This is a genomic window from Rhizobium sp. O111, from assembly GCF_055616315.1.
In genome coordinates this window covers 1-15,620 of record NZ_JBSHXL010000005.1, presented here as the reverse complement: position 1 = coordinate 15,620, position 15,620 = coordinate 1, and the positions used below count along the sequence as shown (strand labels likewise).

The window sequence follows — 15,620 nt, the reverse complement described above, 5'->3', positions numbered from 1 at the left end:
TTAGTGGCTATATCGCTTCGCCATCTCGGCAAGCGGCAAGGGCTTGATGGCGGAGGCATGTCCGGCGGCGCCGAACTGCTCGTATCGGTCGCCGCAGACCGCTGCCATCGCCTCGATGCCCGGGGCGAGGTATTTGCGTGGATCGAACTCCCCGGGATGAAGGGCAAAGACGCGGCGGATCGCCCCCGTGAACGCCAATCGAAGGTCGGTGTCGACATTCACCTTGCGAACGCCGTGGCGGATGCCTTCCTGGATTTCCTCGACCGGAACACCATAGGTCGGTTTGACCTCGCCGCCATGCGCGTTGATCAGTTCCTGCAATTCCTGGGGCACGGACGACGACCCATGCATGACGAGATGGGTATCGGGCAGGCGGGCGTGGATCTCCTTCAGGCGCTTGATGGAAAGGATGTCGCCGTCCGGCTTCCGGGAGAATTTGTAAGCGCCATGAGACGTGCCGATGGCGATGGCGAGCGCATCCACCTTCGTCAAGCGCACGAACTCGGCAGCCTCTTCCGGATCGGTCAAAAGCATGTCGCGGCTGAGCTCGCCGTCAAAGCCGTGCCCATCTTCTGCTTCGCCGCGGCCGCTTTCCAACGAGCCGAGATGGCCGATTTCTCCTTCGACGGAGACGCCGACCAGATGCGCCATCTCCGAAACCTTGGCCGTGACGGCGACATTATTTTCGAAGCTGAGAGGCGTGCGCCCATCTTCAGAGAGGGAACCGTCCATCATCACCGAGGAGAAGCCGGCAAGAATTGCCGACATGCAGGTCGACGCCGAATTGCCGTGGTCCTGATGCATGCACACCGGGATATGCGGATACATCTCGATCGCCGCACGGATCAGATGCGACAGCGTCGCGTCGCCTGCAAAAGCTCGGGCGCCGCGGCTTGCCTGCATGATGACCGGGCTGTCGGTACGATCAGCAGCCTTCATGATGGCGAGCATCTGCTCCATGTTGTTCACGTTGAAAGCCGGGATGGCGTAGCCGTTCTCGGCGGCGTGGTCGAGCAATTGACGAAGGGTGACGAGAGCCATTTAAGAGCCGATCTCCTCTTGCGAGTGATGGATTTGGTGAAATTGCACCAGGCGTTGGATTTCGTTGCTCGAGCCGAGCAACACCGACACGCGCTGATGATGAGCCTGTGGTTGGATGCGAAGGATGTCTTCGGTTCCGGTGGATGCTGCACCGCCGGCCGCCTCGACGAGGAACGCCATGGGATTGGCTTCATACATCAGGCGCAGCTTGCCGCCGGCGCGGCGATTGGACTCGTCCGCCGGATAGAGAAACACCCCTCCGCGGGTCAGAATGCGATGGACGTCGGCCACCATCGAGGCGGTCCAGCGCATGTTGAAGTCCTGTCCGCGCGGCCCTGCCGATCCCGCAAGGCATTCGTCGACATAGCGTCGGATCGGCTCATCCCAGAAACGCTGGCGCGACGAATTCACGGCAAACTCGGTCGTTTCCGTCGGCACGCGCATGCGCGCGTTGGTCAGTTTGAATTGCCCGTCAGACGGATCCAGCGTGAAGCCGACCACGCCGAGGCCGAATGTGATAACGAAGAGCGTCGAGGGGCCATAGATGGCATAGCCGGCGCAGAGATACTCTCGCCCCTTGCGTAGAACATTGGTGTCGCCGTCCGCCTGGACCTGACTCACCGCAAAGATCGAACCGACGGAAAGGTTGACTTCAAGGTTCGATGAGCCGTCCAGCGGATCGACGTAAAGGATGAGGTCGCCAGCGGCTGGAGGTTTCAACCACGTGACCTCCTCCGCCTCCTCGGAAACATAGGCAGCAAGCGAGACCGCCTCGCCGCATGTTTCGCGAAACACACGATCGGCCAGGACATCGAGGAGCTTCTGATCTTCACCCTGGACATTCGTCGTGCCGGAGCTGCCTATATGGTTCTGAAAGGCTGCTTCCTTCAGGTGATCGGCAACAACGATCGCTGAGGCTGCTATGCTTTCAACCAAGCTTGCCAGGGCAGGATCGACTTTCGTCTCGTGGAGATAAGCGCCAAGTTCTATGTCCGGTGTGATTGTCATGTCGATGTTTCAACCTGTCTCGTAAATCCAGTGAGATCCGATTTCGTTACTCCGCTTCAGACGCAGTTCTGTCCGGCCAATGTAATTCGGTGGCGACCTCACGCCGCGCTCTGGCTGGCCGGTCTTTGGTGCGACAACTCCTCGGCGTTTGAGAACCCAAATTCTCGTGCATTTCCTTCGATCCTGAATTGCTGAACCAGGGCCAGCAGGCTGTCGGCCTGAGAGGCGAGTTCGCGGCTCGCGGCCGTCGTTTCCTCGACCATAGCCGCATTGTGCTGTGTCATCTGGTCCATCTGATTGACGGTCGAGTTGACCCCCTGCAGCGCACTCGACTGATCGTGGCTGCCGCGGGCGATCGTCTCGACATGCTGACTGATCGTGACGATCTGCGAGCTGATCTTCGCAAGGACCGAACCGGTTTCCTGGACCAGATGCGAGCCGGTATTGACCTCGGCCGTCGACTTGTTGATGAGGACCTTGATCTCCTTGGCCGCCTTGGCGGAGCGCTGCGCCAGTTCACGCACCTCCTGGGCAACGACGGCAAAGCCTTTGCCCGCATCGCCGGCGCGTGCCGCCTCGACGCCGGCATTCAACGCCAGCAGATTGGTCTGGAAGGCGATCTCGTCGATGACGCCGGTGATCTGCTCGATCTGGCGGGAGGCTTCTTCGATCCGGCCCATCGCATCGATCGCATTGTTGACGACGATGGCTGAATCGTCGGCGCTCTGCTTGGCCTGGCGGACGATCTGGTCGGCATCCTTGGCACGTTCCGCCGACGAGCGAACCGTGACGGTGATCTCGTCGACGGCGGCTGCCGTTTCTTCGAGCGAAGCAGCCTGCTGCTCAGTCCGTTTGGCAAGATCCTCGGCCGCCTCGGCCATCTGGTTGCCGTTGCCCTGGATCATTTCGACATTGTCGCGGATCTGGCGCATCGTCGCCTGCAGGTGCAGCATCGAGGCATTGAAGTCCTGCCGAAGCTGATCGAGCTCACCATCGAGGGGACGGCCGATGGTCACGGTCAGATCGCCGCTCGCCAGCTTGTGCAGGCCGGATGCAACCGCCTCGACAGCGTTACTGATGGCAGCCGCATCGCGGGTCTTGCGGAGGTCGTCTTCCTGGCGCTGTTGGCGCGCGAGTGACCTCGACTGTTCCGCCTCATTTTCCACGCGGATCTTTTCGAGCGCGTTGTGGCGAAAGACATCAAGCGCCCTTGCCATCTCGCCGATCTCGTCGCGCGTTTCGACGCTGCCGATCTTTTCATCGAGCTTGCCTGATGCAACCGCCTTCATGGAGGCCGTGAGCGCTTCGATCGGAGACTTGATGGTTCTGAGCAGCAGATAGCCGGCGACGCAGCCGAAGAGCAGGGCGATCACGGTCGTCACTAAGGATATGGTTTGCGCCTGGTCTTGGGCCGCGGAGGCATGGCCGCGCTGGATGTCGGCGAATAGAAGGATCTTGTTCCAGGCGTCATTCATGCTGGCGCTCGCAGCCTTGAAGGCGGCGTCACGTTCTCCGACCTTGACGAGGAGCTGGTCGAACCTCTCCGAGGTCCCGCCGATCACGTCGATGGCTTTGCTGGCCAGTTCCTGGATAGGACCGTTGGCGGCATGCTGTTCCTTGACCTTGCCCAGATAGAAGCCCAGGCCCTTGAGACGGCCCTTCACCTTCTTGAGGGTATCGTCGTTCATTCCACCCAGAAAGTCGGAAGCGGCGATCCGAAGTTCGTAGTTCATGGAATTGATCTTGTTCAGCGTTTCGGCGGTCGCCGCTTGTGCTGCCGCCTGATCGGCGGGAATGTTCAGATAGGTCTGCAGTTTGGACTGCACATCCGACAGGGTTGCGAGATCGCTGGAAATCCCTTCCCGCAGTTTCCTCTCGTCGCTGTGCATGTCCCAGAGGCCGTCGATCGTCCTGGAGACCTCTTCGGCAATCGTCCCGGCGGCAACCAGGCTCTGCCGTTCATCCTGCTCTTGAGCGAAGGACAGGCTCGTCGATATCTTAGCGCTCTGGTCTGCGAGCAGCGCCTTCAGCGCATCGCGCTTGGCCTCGGTCGCCTCGAGCAGGAAGGAGTTCATCCCGTCCTGGGCTTGTTTGATCGCAGACAGCGTGACCATCCCGCTCGAACTGCTCGCGAGCTGGGTATTCAGCATGTTGCCTGAGAGATAGTTGACGAGGCTCAAGCCTGCGATGCCGATCAGTATCGGCGTCAGCAGACAAAAGATTTTAGTCCGGATCGGTCCGCGCAACAGCAGGAAGTCAAAATGAATGCTCATGATTCTCCACCCAAGATAACGAGGTCCCATAATAATTATTCTGAGTGAATGAATATCCGGTAAAATTGATCTCGAATTAGTAATGTCTCAGGAATATTCGGCCGCGGCCGACTCCAGGATCTCCAGAATCCGGGCGGTCACTTCCTCGGGAACGGCGAGGCCGTCGACCTGAAAGTAGGGCGACCGACCCTTGTAGAACTCGCTCACCGAAAGGGTCTCGGCCCGATACGCCTTGAGGCGCAGTTCCAATGTCGCCGCATTGTCATCGGCGCGTTGTGCGCCGGCAGACTCTGCCGCCCTTCGGCAGATGCGGTCGTAAAGTTCTTCCTCCGGGACGACGAGCTCGATGACAGCAGTCAGGGAATGCTCCCCGAGCGATTGATCCAACGACGCCGCCTGCGAAATCGTGCGCGGAAACCCGTCGAGTACGAATCCGCGCTGAGCTTCCGGACTGGCAATCCGGTTGGCGACGATCGCCGAGACGGTATCGTCGGAAACGAGCCCGCCGGCTGCCATGGTGGCCGCGACCGCCAAACCGAGGGGCGTTCCCGCCTTGACCTCGGCCCGGAGGATATCGCCGGTCGATAGATGCGGGATGCCGAGCTTTTCGCAGATGCGCTTGGCTTGGGTCCCCTTGCCGGACCCGGGCGGGCCCATCAGGATCAGTCTCATGGGATAGTCCTTTCCTTCGGTCTAGGCCGCCTCGGCCCTGTTCTGGCGGTTGACGATCAGATCGTCGACGACAGCGGGATCGGCAAGCGTCGAGGTGTCGCCGAGCGACCCGAAATCGTCCTCGGCGATCTTGCGCAGAATGCGGCGCATGATCTTTCCCGAGCGGGTCTTCGGCAGGCCCGGCGCGAACTGGATCTTATCAGGCGACGCGATCGGGCCGATTTCCGCGCGGACATGCTTGACCAGCTGCTGGCGCAACTCCTCGGACCCTTCGCTGCCCGCCATCAGCGTGACATAGCAATAGATGCCCTGGCCCTTGATGTTGTGTGGATAGCCGACGACAGCGGCTTCGGACACGAGGTGATGCGAAACCAGGGCGGACTCGACTTCCGCCGTCCCCAGCCGGTGGCCGGAGACATTGAGGACGTCGTCGACGCGACCTGTGATCCAATAATAGCCGTCGGCATCACGGCGACAGCCGTCGCCGGTGAAATACTTGCCCTCGTAGGTGGAGAAGTAGGTCTGGATGAAGCGCTTGTGATCGCCATAGACGGAACGCGCCTGACCTGGCCAGCTGTCGGCGATGCAGAGATTGCCGTCGGCGGCCCCTTCGATGAGCTTGCCTTCGGCATCGACGAGCTCCGGCCTGATGCCGAAGAAGGGCCGAGTGGCCGAGCCTGGCTTCAGGTCGGTCGCACCCGGCAGCGGCGTGATCATGATGCCGCCGGTTTCCGTCTGCCACCAGGTATCGACAACAGGGCAGCGCCCGTCGCCGACCGTGTGATAGTACCATTCCCAGGCTTCGGGGTTGATCGGCTCGCCGACCGAGCCAAGCAACCACAGGCTGGATCGGCTGGATCGTTTGACGAAATCATCGCCGGCGCCCATCAGCGAACGGATTGCGGTCGGGGCGGTATAGAAGATGTTGACCTTGTGCTTATCGATCACATCCCAGAACCGGCCGGCATCGGGGAATGTCGGGATCCCCTCGAACATCAGCGTCGTTGCGCAGTTGGCGAGCGGTCCGTAGACGATATAGGAGTGTCCCGTGACCCAGCCGACGTCGGCAGTGCACCAGTAGATATCGCCGTGCTGGTAATCGAAGACATATTCGTGGGTCATCGAGGCGTAGACGAGATAGCCGCCGGTGGTGTGGAGAACGCCCTTCGGTTTGCCGGTCGAGCCTGAAGTATAGAGGATGAACAGTGGATCCTCGGCGTTCATTGGCTCGGGCGGGCAGTCGGCCGAAACAGTGGCTGCTTCCTCGTGATGCCAGAGGTCGCGGCCCGGCGCCCAACTGAGCGGGCTGCCGGTGCGGCGGATGACGAGCACGTTCTTGACCATGACATGACCGCGCGCGGCGATGTCGATCGCCTTGTCGACATTGGCTTTCAACGGAACCGGCTTGCCGCCGCGCAGGCCCTCATCGCAGGTGATGACGAAGGTCGATTCACAATCGACGATGCGGCCACCCAGCGCCTCGGGACTGAAGCCGCCAAACACCACGGAATGGATTGCGCCGATGCGGGCGCAGGCGAGCATCGCATAGGCCGCTTCCGGCACCATCGGCATGTAGATAGTGACACGATCGCCCTTCTTGACCCCGTGCTTCTTCAAGACGTTCGCCATACGACAGACGTGCTCGTAAAGCTCGCGGTAGGTGACCTTCCTGTCGAGCGATGGATCGTCACCTTCCCATATGATGGCGACCTGATCACCGTTTGTTGCGAGGTGCCGGTCGATGCAGTTGTAGGAGACATTGGTCTCACCGTCCTCGAACCATTTGATCGAGACATCCCCGGTAAAAGAGGTGTCCTTTACGCGGGTGTAAGGCTTGAACCAGTCGATGCGCTTGCCGTGTTTGCCCCAGAACTGCTCGGGGCTAGCGACACTCTCCTCGTACCATTCCTGGTACTCGGCCTTATTGATCAGCGCATGGCTCTCCACCGGTTTGGTGACCGGATAAATCTTGTCCGACATCAAAACTCCTCAAATGTCAGGCGGCCGGCCGGCATGATCGATGCGCTACGGCCCGCCGAAAAATCTCACTGCGCGGCAACCTGCCGCTGGATGATCTCAGAAATGAATTGGTCGAGAAGGGCCACTTCGCTGTGGCTGAGATGCAGTCCCTTCTTCGAGCGTCTCCAGAGAATGTCATTCGTCGTGCGCGCCCATTCGTGCGCCATCAGGTAGAGCACTTCGGCTTCGTAGAGATCGGACCCGAACAACCGGCCGAGATCCTCGATTTTCCCGGCAGTGCCGAGAAGGACGGATGCTCTTGTGCCATAGCGGCGGACAAGCCGGCGCGCATGCGAAGCGGCGAGGAATGGATAGGCCTTGTGAAGCTTGGTGACCTCCGCCTCGTAGCCTTGAACCGGAAAGTCGCCGCCCGGCAGATGGCTCTTGGCCGTCCAGGGAGCCCCCTTGGTGCCGATCGCCTCACCGATCTTCTCCAACGCGTGCTCTGCCAGACGCCGGTAGGTGGTGAGCTTGCCGCCGAAGACGTTGAGGAGCGGAGCCCTGTTGACCTCGCTGCCGACGAAGCCGTCAAGCTTCAGCACATAGTCGCGGGTTGCCTCCTGCGCCTTGGTGGCGCCGTCGTCGAAAAGCGGGCGGATCCCTGCATAGGTCCAGACGATATCGTCCTGCCTGACCGGCTCCTTGAAATATTCGCTCGCCGCCTTGCAGAGGTATTCCGTCTCCTCCTGCGAGATCCTGACGTCCTTCGGATCGCCGCTGAAGTCGCGATCGGTGGTGCCGATCAGCGTGAACTCGTCCTCATAGGGAATGGCAAAGATGATGCGATTGTCGGGGTTCTGGAAGAAATAGGCCCGCGGCCCCTCGAACTTCTTCTTGACCACGATATGGCTGCCTTGGACGAGACGGACGTTGCGCGCCTCATTCTTGCCGAAGGCGCCGCGGATCACATGGTCGACCCAGGGACCGGCCGCATTGACGAGCATGCGTGCGCGGTGAACCGCCGCGATCCCGGAGACCGTATCCACCGTCTCGATCGTCCAGAGCCCGTTCTCGCGCCGCGCCGAGACAACCTTGGTGCGCGGCATGATCAGCGCGCCCTTGTCGCTGGCGTCGCGGGCATTGAGCACCACGAGGCGGGCATCGTCGACCCAGCCGTCGGAATATTCAAACGCCTTGGAGAAGAGCGCCTTCAGCGGTTTGGCCGCCTCGTCGCGGCGCATGTCGAGTACCGCCGTCGGCGGCAGCAGCTTGCGGCCGCCGAGATGGTCGTAAAGGAAGAGCCCGAGCCGGATCAGCCACGCGGGGCGGATGCCGCCTTTCTGGTAGGGCAGCACGAAGCGCATCGGCCAGATGATGTGCGGCGCCATCGCCCAGAGCACTTCGCGCTCCATCAGCGATTCACGCACCAGCCGGAACTCGTAATGTTCGAGATAACGCAGGCCCCCATGGATGAGCTTGGTGGCACCCGATGATGTGCCGGATGCAAAGTCGTTCATCTCCGCCAACGCGACCGAATAGCCGCGACCGACCGCGTCGCGCGCGATCCCGCAACCGTTGATGCCGCCGCCGATTACGAACAGGTCGTGGATCTTATCTGCCATGTCGGTCTCCCGTAACGTCACGCCGTTGCCGCATAGGAAAGCGTGCTTGCAACGGCGGCGCGCCATTTCCGATAGCGTCGCGCCCGCTCGTCAGTGTTGAGGTTGGGGGTGAAGCTGCGCTTTGCCTTCCAGTTCGCGGCAAAGGTCTGAAGATCGGGCCAGACGCCCGCTTGCGCGCCGGCGAGTGCCGCAACTCCGTAAGCTGTCGCTTCCTGGCTTTGCGACCGCTCGATGACGCTTCCGAGGCAATCGGCCAGCGCCTGCATGGCCCAATCGCTGCCCGACAGGCCGCCATCGACGCGCAGGGTCGCACCCCTGACGTCCATCGGGTAATCGGAGGCCATCGCCTCGAGGAGATCGCGCGTCTGGTAGCAGACGGATTCCAGCGTCGCCCGCGAAAGCTCGGCGATCCCCGTGCCTCTCGTTAGGCCGAAAATCGCGCCACGGGCTTGCGAATTCCAGTGCGGCGCGCCGAGCCCGGTGAATGCCGGCACCAGGTAAACGTCTTCCTGTTCGTCGGCCAGATGCGCGAGACGGCCCGTCTCGTCGGCCGCCTTGATGAGCTTCAGGGAGTCGCGCAGCCATTGAACCGCGGCACCCGCCATGAAGATCGAACCCTCAAGTGCATAAGTCGTTTTGCCATTGAGGCGATAGCCAATGGTCGACAGCAGACGATTGGACGATCTGACGATCTGATCGCCGGTGTTCAGGACCACGAAGCAGCCCGTGCCATAGGTCGATTTGAGCATTCCGGGCTTCAGGCAGGCCTGACCAAGCAGAGCCGCCTGCTGGTCGCCCGCGAGCGCCCGGATTGGAATTTGAGCGCCGAAATGGGCGGCAACCGTCTGGCCGAAATCGTCGGCACAATCCTTGACCTCGGGCAAGAGAGCCCGCGGGACTCTGAAGGCGCCCAGCAATTCGTCGTCCCAGCGATTCTGACGAATATCGAACAGCGAGGTGCGCGACGCGTTGGTGGCGTCCGTCGCGTGCACGGCGCCGCCGGTGAGCATCCAGGTGAGATAAGTGTCGATCGTGCCGCACAGCAGCTGGCCATTCTCGGCCGCACGCCGCGCGCCGTCGACATTGTCGAGGATCCAGGCGATCTTGGTGGCGGAGAAATAGGGATCGAGCAGAAGGCCGGTCTTTTCCTGTATCAGCGGGCCAAACCCGTCTGCGCGAAGGACCTCGCATGCGCCGAAGGTGCGGCGATCCTGCCAGACGATCGCCGGATGGATCGGCTTGCCCGTCGACCGCTCCCAGATGAGGCAGGTTTCGCGCTGATTGGTGATGCCGATCGCCGCAACGTCGCGCGCCTCGATGCCGGCTCGCGCGAGAGCGGTACGGGAGGTCTCAACAACAGAATCCCAGATTTCGGTGGCGTCGTGCTCGACCCAACCCGACTTCGGAAACGACTGTGATATCTCTTTTTGATCGATCGCGATCGGCTGGGCATCGGGGCCGTAAACGATGGCTCGGGAGGACGTCGTCCCCTGGTCGATCGCCAGAACATAGCCGGTCATGGGAGCCTCAAATCTTGTTTGCGGAAAAGGACCGCCAGCCGCCTGGGAGGATGGCGCCTGGCGGCCGGCGACGGAACGCTGCTAGGCCACAGCTTTCTTCGCCTCTTGAGAGAAAATCGCCTTGACCTTTTCTGCGATTGCCTGGCCGAGCGTGATATTCGTGTCAGCCGAGAAATGGATGCCATCGCAGCCATCGGTCTTGACGAACTCGCCGGCGTCGAGAAAGTCGACCTTCAGGAAGTTGGCGAGCGCCTTGTACTGCTTTGAAAGTTCGACGGACTTTTCGTAGCCACCGCCGAACATGCCTTCGAACCATGGGTCAGGCATGGGAGCGAGCGGCGGCGGCGAGACGATCAGAAGCTTCGGGGCAGGATAGGGCGTGCCGATGCCGCCGGCCGAAGTCAGAACCTGTCCCGCAAGCTTGCCCATGCCGTTGGCGATCTCGTAAGGCGTGCGGCGGAAATACGACTTGGTGTCGTTGGTGCCGAGCAGGATGATGACGAGATCGAGCGGCAGGTGGCTGGCGAGCGCCATCGGCAGATAGGCGCTGCCGTTCAGCCTGGGATCGTTCGGATCCTCGACGCTCGTGGTGCGGGCGCTTAAGCCTTCCTCGATGATCGTATAGCCGTCACCGAGTGCTGCGGCCATTGCGCCGGTCCAGCGTTGTTCAAAGGGGTATCTGAGTGTCGGCGACGACTCGGGTACCGGAATCCATCCCCATGTCAGTGAGTCCCCAAAACACAATATCGAGCGGCTTTCTGCCATGTCATTACTCCTCCGATGACGACTAGTTGGTACGCGCCTTGAGGCCGTAGAAAATGGCCGCAAGGAGAATGATGAGGCCTTGCGCGATGAGCTTCCCGGAGTCGCTGACGCCGAACGACGTCATCACGACAAAGAGGAGCGCGAACGAAAGGACACCAAAGAACGGTCCCCAGACGCCGCCTTCGCCGCGGCCGAAGACCACGCCGCCGAGAATGGTTGCGGCAACAGAAAGGATCGGCAGATCCAGGCCGACGCGAACGCTTCCGACTGCGATCGAAGCCGTTTGAACGAGAGCCGCGATGCCGGCGATCAGGCCTGCCAGCGTATGCGCCACGACGACGGTGCGTTCGACGGGTACGCCTGAGAAATGCGCTGCTTCCGCGTTTGCGCCGACCGAGGTCACGTAACGGCCGAACACCGTTCTCGACAGAAGCAGGGACAGCAGCGTGGTCAGCACCACCCAGAACAGGACCGGGAGGGGCAGCGGGCCGAGTTTGACGTTATAGATATCGTTGAAGTAGCTCGGCACGTTACCCGGCGGCTTGCCGCTCGACAGGAACTGCACGGCACCAACGAGGATGATGCTGACCGCAAGCGTCACGATAACAGCCGAGACGCGGCGCTTGCCCACCATGAAACCGTTGAACAGCCCGATCGCGGTGCCCGTGAAGAGCGCGAGCAGCACGAAACCGGTCGCCGACATTCCGGGAAACTGGCCGGACGAGATGAAGTAGTTGACGAGCAGGATGACGCCGCCGCCGGCGAGGTCGATACTTTTGACCCGCATGACGAGCAACTGCCCGAGAACGAGGACGCCGAGCGGGGCGACCTGGCGAATGAAGATGCCCATGACATTTGCGTTCAGCATCTGCGGGCGCGAGACCCACAGGACGATCAGCAGCAATGCAAAGACATAATAGGCGGGCGCAATCTTAAGCATTCGCTGAATTGCGGGATTTTTTGCGAAGGCTGACATCTTAGAGCCCCATCTTCTTGCGTGTCTGGAAACCGACGACAAGGAGCAGGATGCCGCCCTTGATCGCCGTCTGAATGAACGGCGAAACGTTGACCAGGTTCATGCCGTTGGAGAGGAGCGCCAGTACCAGGGCTCCGATAATCGTTCCCTGCAGGCTGCCGACGCCGCCGGAGAGTTGCGTGCCGCCAATGGCGACGGCGGTGATCGCGTCGAGTTCGAAGAGAAGCCCGACATTTGGATCGCCGGAAACGATGCGGCCGGCCAGGAACACGCCAGCAAGGGCTGCGAAGCACGAGCAGGCAACATAGGCGAGGATGACGTTGCGCTTGTCGGCAACACCGAAGTTGCGCGTCGCGTCTTCGACGCCGCTGGCAATACCGCCGCCGATCGCGAAGAGATGCAGGCCGAACCGCGAGCCGTAGAGCAGTTTCCAGGCGACCAGGGCGACACAAATGCCCCAGAATATCGGCATGGGGATGCCGAGGAACGACCCCGAGACCGAGCTGATGACGACATCCGGAATGGTCCCGCCGGAGACCGGACGCAAGATGCGCGCAGCGCCGAGGACGATGTACTGCATCGCCAGTGTCGCGATGATCGGATGGACGTTGAGACGAGTGATCACGATGCCGTTGGTCAGGCCGAGCAGGGCCGCCAGCAGGAAGACTGCCGGGATCGTGATGTAGCCCGGAGCGTCCAGCGCGAGGATGGCCGTCGTGAAGCTGATCAGCGAGCCGACGGACAGGTCGAGGCCGCCGACGAGGATGACGAACAGCTGACCGACCGCGGTGATGACGAGCGGCATTGCCTGCGCGACCAGGTTGAACAGATTTTCCCGGTTCAGGAACTGGTCCGTCTGAATGATCAGAGCGATGCTGAGAACGATCGTGATCAGCAGGGGAACGATCCAGAGACCTTGGCGGCTCTGATTTCCCTTGAATAGTCTTGTGAGGGTCTTGGTCATCGGATTGGTTCTCTGTTGGCGTTCACGCGCTCAAGGCGGCGTCGAGGATGTCGTGCTCGGTCGCCTTGGCGGCGGGCATGTCGGCAACGACCGTGTCGCCATGGACGACATAGATGCGATCGCAAAGGCCGATGAGCTCGACAGTTTCTCTCGACAGGACCAGCACGGCCCCACCGTTCTGCGTGAAGTCGCGAAGCAGCTTGTAGATTTCAGACTTGGCGCCGATATCGACACCGCGCGTCGGCTCCTCGATCAGGAGGATGTCGAGATTGGCGGCGATATAGCGGCCAAGCAGGACCTTCTGCTGATTGCCGCCGGAGAGCGCGCCGACGGGCGCGGACGCATTGATCGTGCGAACGTTGAGCCGCTTGATCGTGTCGGCAACGAGCTTGCGATAGTTCTTCGCGGGGGAAAATCCTGCTCGTGCCGAATGGAGCGCGATCTCGATATTGTGCGCGATCGGGAGGTTGAGGAACAAGCCTTCCTCCTTGCGGTCCTCAGGAATGAAGCCCACGCCCATCTGCTGCAGCTTGCGCACACCGTTCTCGTTCGGCACGGGCAAGGCCAGCGATTTTCCGTTCAGTGTGATCGTGCCGGAAAACGGCTGGAATTTGCCGACCAGCGAGCGGAGGAGTTTTTGCTGACCCTGTCCTTCGAGCCCGGCAAGTGCGACGATCTCACCCTTGCAAACATGCAGTGAGAACGGCTTTGACGAAGCGCCGATCTTGAAGTGCTTGATGTCGAGCATCGGTTCGCAGGCTGCCGAGGCGTTCCTTGCCGGGAAAAGGTCCTTCAATTCCCGGCCGACCATCATTGCGATCAGCGATGTCGGCGTCATTTCCGAAAGCGGGCGCGTGCCGATCAGCTTGCCGTCTTTCAGAACCGTGACCGTGTCGCATATCTGGAAAATTTCATCCATGCGGTGCGAGATGTAGACGAGGGCCTTGCCCGCATCGCGCAGTCGGCGGATATGCTTGTTGAGGATCTCGACGTCAGCGGCGTTGAGTGCGGCGGTCGGCTCGTCGAGAATGAAGATCGAGGCATCGGCTTTGATGCCATGGGCGATTTCGACGAATTGCCGTTCGGCAATCGTGAGGTTCGAAACCAGCGTCCGCGGATCAAGATCGAGCGACAGCTCTTTCAGCGCCTTTCCGGTTTCGGCATTCATCCGTTTGTAGTCGACGGTGCCGAAGCGCGTTACGGGCTCGCGCCCGAGAAACATGTTTTCGGCGATCGTCAGGTTCGCCAGAAGCGTCATCTCCTGGAAGACCGTCGATATGCCGAAGTCGAGCGCCTCTTTCGGATTGAGGAAGGCGATCTTGTGTCCGTTCTTGAAGATCTCGCCGCTATCAGGCTGGTGAACGCCCGCGAGGATCTTCATGAGCGTCGATTTGCCAGCGCCATTCTCGCCCATCAGGGCATGGACGGAACCCGGCAAGAGCTCCAGCGACACTCTATCCAGTGCCAGACTTCCGCCAAACGACTTTGAAATGTTCGACATTTCTATAAGGTTGGCCATTCGTTCCTCCCAATCCATGCAGCTCCGCTCGGTCACCATCCGCCGGTTCCGGAATGAAACCGGCGGATGCGCCTTGGGAGGCTATTTTAGTTCTTGGTATAATACTTCTTCAGGTCGTCCTCGGAGAGCTGGGAAGGCCACCAGACGTTCGCCGAGAGATCGTCGCGGTAATACTTCTTGACCTTCTCCAGGTCCCAGCCCGGAGGATTGTAGTCGTAGTGCTTGTAGAGCTGCTTGCCCTCCAGCAGTGCGACAGCGGCATGCACGCCTTCGGCGCCCTGGGCCGGCGAATATTCAGCCGAGATCGACTGGAAGCCGTCATGGATCCACTGGCCGAAGAAGCCGTTGTTGCCTTCTCCGGAGATCGGCGGGATCTTGGCGCCGAACTGCTTGAAGACGTCGACGCAGGCGCGCGTCATGTCGGCACCCGACGACCAGATGCCATCGACATCGGGGCTGTTCAGGTAAAGCGTTTCGCAAACGCTCTTGCCCTTGTCGTACTGCCAGTCACCGTGCTCTTCGGCGACGATCTTCACGTTCGTGCCCTTGAGGGATTCCAGAAGGCCATTATAGCGGTTGGTGTCTTCCGGATGACCGGCGAGACCGCGCAGAACCCAGATCTTGCCGTTATCGCCGACGGTCTTGACGAGCCAGTCGCCCATGACCTTGCCGAAGTGCTCGGCGCCGCCCTGGATCTCGGTCGTGTAGTCTTCTGTTTCGACGCGACCGGTATGAACGATGACCGGGATGCCGGCGGCAATCGCCTTCTTCATGGAGGCGTTTGCGGAGGTGGAGGTGACCGGCTGCACGATGATCGCGTCGACCTTCTGGGCGATCAGGTCTTCGATGTCGGCAACCTGCTTCTTCTGGTCAAAGCCGGCGTCGAGCAGGATGAACTTCTTGATGCACTTGTTGGCTGCGGCCGCCGCTTCCGATTCGTGAGCAACCTGAACGGTCCAAGTGTTGGCGTTGACGCCAAAATCGCTCATGCCGATAACCCAGCCGCAGTCCTTCTTGTACTTCCCGGCTTCCGTCTGCGGATTGTCGCCAGCCTTCGGCGTGATGCCGTCCATAAACTTGACTTCATCCGCCCATAGCGGGCCCGCGGTCGACGCCATCAAAAGCGTAGCCCCGAGGATAGATTTCACATAGCCGTTCACGAGATTTCCTCCCTTGCTCAAACACCGTCGTCCTCTCGACGTCGGATCTCCATTGCCACGGAGACACATTTATCCAGGCCGCTGAAGCGGCTTTAATCGCGGGCCAAAGCCATTGGATGACTGGGCTGGCTATGTTCAGTT

The 15,620-nt window shown here is 60.9% G+C and carries 11 protein-coding genes and 1 pseudogene; all 12 read right to left on the bottom strand.

Translation table 11 applies throughout. The annotated features are described in order from the left end of the window. The 12 genes and pseudogenes from fba to ACVTFQ_RS32945 all read right to left on the bottom strand — a co-directional run bounded on the left by fba (position 1) and on the right by ACVTFQ_RS32945 (position 15,437). Positions 1–1,041 (bottom strand): class II fructose-bisphosphate aldolase, encoded by a 1,041-nt coding sequence (fba, locus tag ACVTFQ_RS33000; protein ID WP_012475968.1) that lies wholly within the window; start codon positions 1,039–1,041, stop codon positions 1–3. Further along, entirely contained in the window at positions 1,042–2,049 is a 1,008-nt protein-coding gene (locus tag ACVTFQ_RS32995) for a class 1 fructose-bisphosphatase (protein ID WP_012475967.1), read from the bottom strand. Between the two features lie 98 nt (positions 2,050–2,147). Further along, positions 2,148–3,524 (bottom strand): annotated as a pseudogene (locus ACVTFQ_RS32990) (methyl-accepting chemotaxis protein); the annotation flags it as partial. 885 nt (positions 3,525–4,409) lie between these two features. Further along, entirely contained in the window at positions 4,410–4,994 is a 585-nt protein-coding gene (locus ACVTFQ_RS32985; protein WP_012475965.1) for an adenylate kinase, read from the bottom strand. 21 nt (positions 4,995–5,015) lie between these two features. Beyond that, the gene (gene acs, locus ACVTFQ_RS32980) at positions 5,016–6,974 is read right to left on the bottom strand and encodes an acetate--CoA ligase (protein WP_077768139.1); all 1,959 of its coding nucleotides are present in this window, start codon (positions 6,972–6,974) and stop codon (positions 5,016–5,018) included. Positions 6,975–7,039: 65 nt separating this feature from the next. Continuing rightward, on the bottom strand, positions 7,040–8,575 hold the full coding sequence (glpD, locus tag ACVTFQ_RS32975; RefSeq protein ID WP_077768140.1) for a glycerol-3-phosphate dehydrogenase: 1,536 nt from the start codon (positions 8,573–8,575) through the stop codon (positions 7,040–7,042). Between the two features lie 17 nt (positions 8,576–8,592). Beyond that, positions 8,593–10,095, bottom strand: coding sequence for a glycerol kinase GlpK (glpK, locus tag ACVTFQ_RS32970; protein WP_012475962.1), 1,503 nt, complete (start codon positions 10,093–10,095; stop codon positions 8,593–8,595). 81 nt (positions 10,096–10,176) lie between these two features. Next, a complete protein-coding gene (locus ACVTFQ_RS32965; RefSeq protein ID WP_012475961.1) occupies positions 10,177–10,860 on the bottom strand; it encodes an SGNH/GDSL hydrolase family protein in 684 nt (227 codons plus the stop codon). Positions 10,861–10,882: 22 nt separating this feature from the next. Continuing rightward, positions 10,883–11,836 carry an ABC transporter permease gene (locus ACVTFQ_RS32960; protein WP_012475960.1) on the bottom strand — a complete coding sequence of 318 codons (954 nt, stop codon included), beginning with the start codon at positions 11,834–11,836 and terminating at the stop codon, positions 10,883–10,885. Between the two features lies 1 nt (position 11,837). Continuing rightward, positions 11,838–12,800 carry an ABC transporter permease gene (locus tag ACVTFQ_RS32955; protein ID WP_012475959.1) on the bottom strand — a complete coding sequence of 321 codons (963 nt, stop codon included), beginning with the start codon at positions 12,798–12,800 and terminating at the stop codon, positions 11,838–11,840. 22 nt (positions 12,801–12,822) lie between these two features. Continuing rightward, complete coding sequence (locus ACVTFQ_RS32950) at positions 12,823–14,319, bottom strand: sugar ABC transporter ATP-binding protein (protein WP_077768141.1); 1,497 nt, start codon at positions 14,317–14,319, stop codon at positions 12,823–12,825. An 86-nt stretch (positions 14,320–14,405) separates the two neighbouring features. Further along, positions 14,406–15,437 (bottom strand): ABC transporter substrate-binding protein, encoded by a 1,032-nt coding sequence (locus ACVTFQ_RS32945; protein WP_161991478.1) that lies wholly within the window; start codon positions 15,435–15,437, stop codon positions 14,406–14,408. Positions 15,438–15,620: the final 183 nt, after the last annotated feature.

Excerpts from the sequence above, each read along its gene's own strand:
- fba (WP_012475968.1), bottom strand. The coding sequence starts at position 1,041 with ATGGCTCTCGTCACCCTTCGTCAATTGCTCGACCACGCCGCCGAGAAC.
- ACVTFQ_RS32995 (WP_012475967.1), bottom strand. The coding sequence starts at position 2,049 with ATGACAATCACACCGGACATAGAACTTGGCGCTTATCTCCACGAGACG.
- ACVTFQ_RS32985 (WP_012475965.1), bottom strand. The coding sequence starts at position 4,994 with ATGAGACTGATCCTGATGGGCCCGCCCGGGTCCGGCAAGGGGACCCAA.
- acs (WP_077768139.1), bottom strand. The coding sequence starts at position 6,974 with ATGTCGGACAAGATTTATCCGGTCACCAAACCGGTGGAGAGCCATGCG.
- glpD (WP_077768140.1), bottom strand. The coding sequence starts at position 8,575 with ATGGCAGATAAGATCCACGACCTGTTCGTAATCGGCGGCGGCATCAAC.
- glpK (WP_012475962.1), bottom strand. The coding sequence starts at position 10,095 with ATGACCGGCTATGTTCTGGCGATCGACCAGGGGACGACGTCCTCCCGA.
- ACVTFQ_RS32965 (WP_012475961.1), bottom strand. The coding sequence starts at position 10,860 with ATGGCAGAAAGCCGCTCGATATTGTGTTTTGGGGACTCACTGACATGG.
- ACVTFQ_RS32960 (WP_012475960.1), bottom strand. The coding sequence starts at position 11,836 with ATGTCAGCCTTCGCAAAAAATCCCGCAATTCAGCGAATGCTTAAGATT.
- ACVTFQ_RS32955 (WP_012475959.1), bottom strand. The coding sequence starts at position 12,800 with ATGACCAAGACCCTCACAAGACTATTCAAGGGAAATCAGAGCCGCCAA.
- ACVTFQ_RS32950 (WP_077768141.1), bottom strand. The coding sequence starts at position 14,319 with ATGGCCAACCTTATAGAAATGTCGAACATTTCAAAGTCGTTTGGCGGA.
- ACVTFQ_RS32945 (WP_161991478.1), bottom strand. The coding sequence starts at position 15,437 with ATGGCGTCGACCGCGGGCCCGCTATGGGCGGATGAAGTCAAGTTTATG.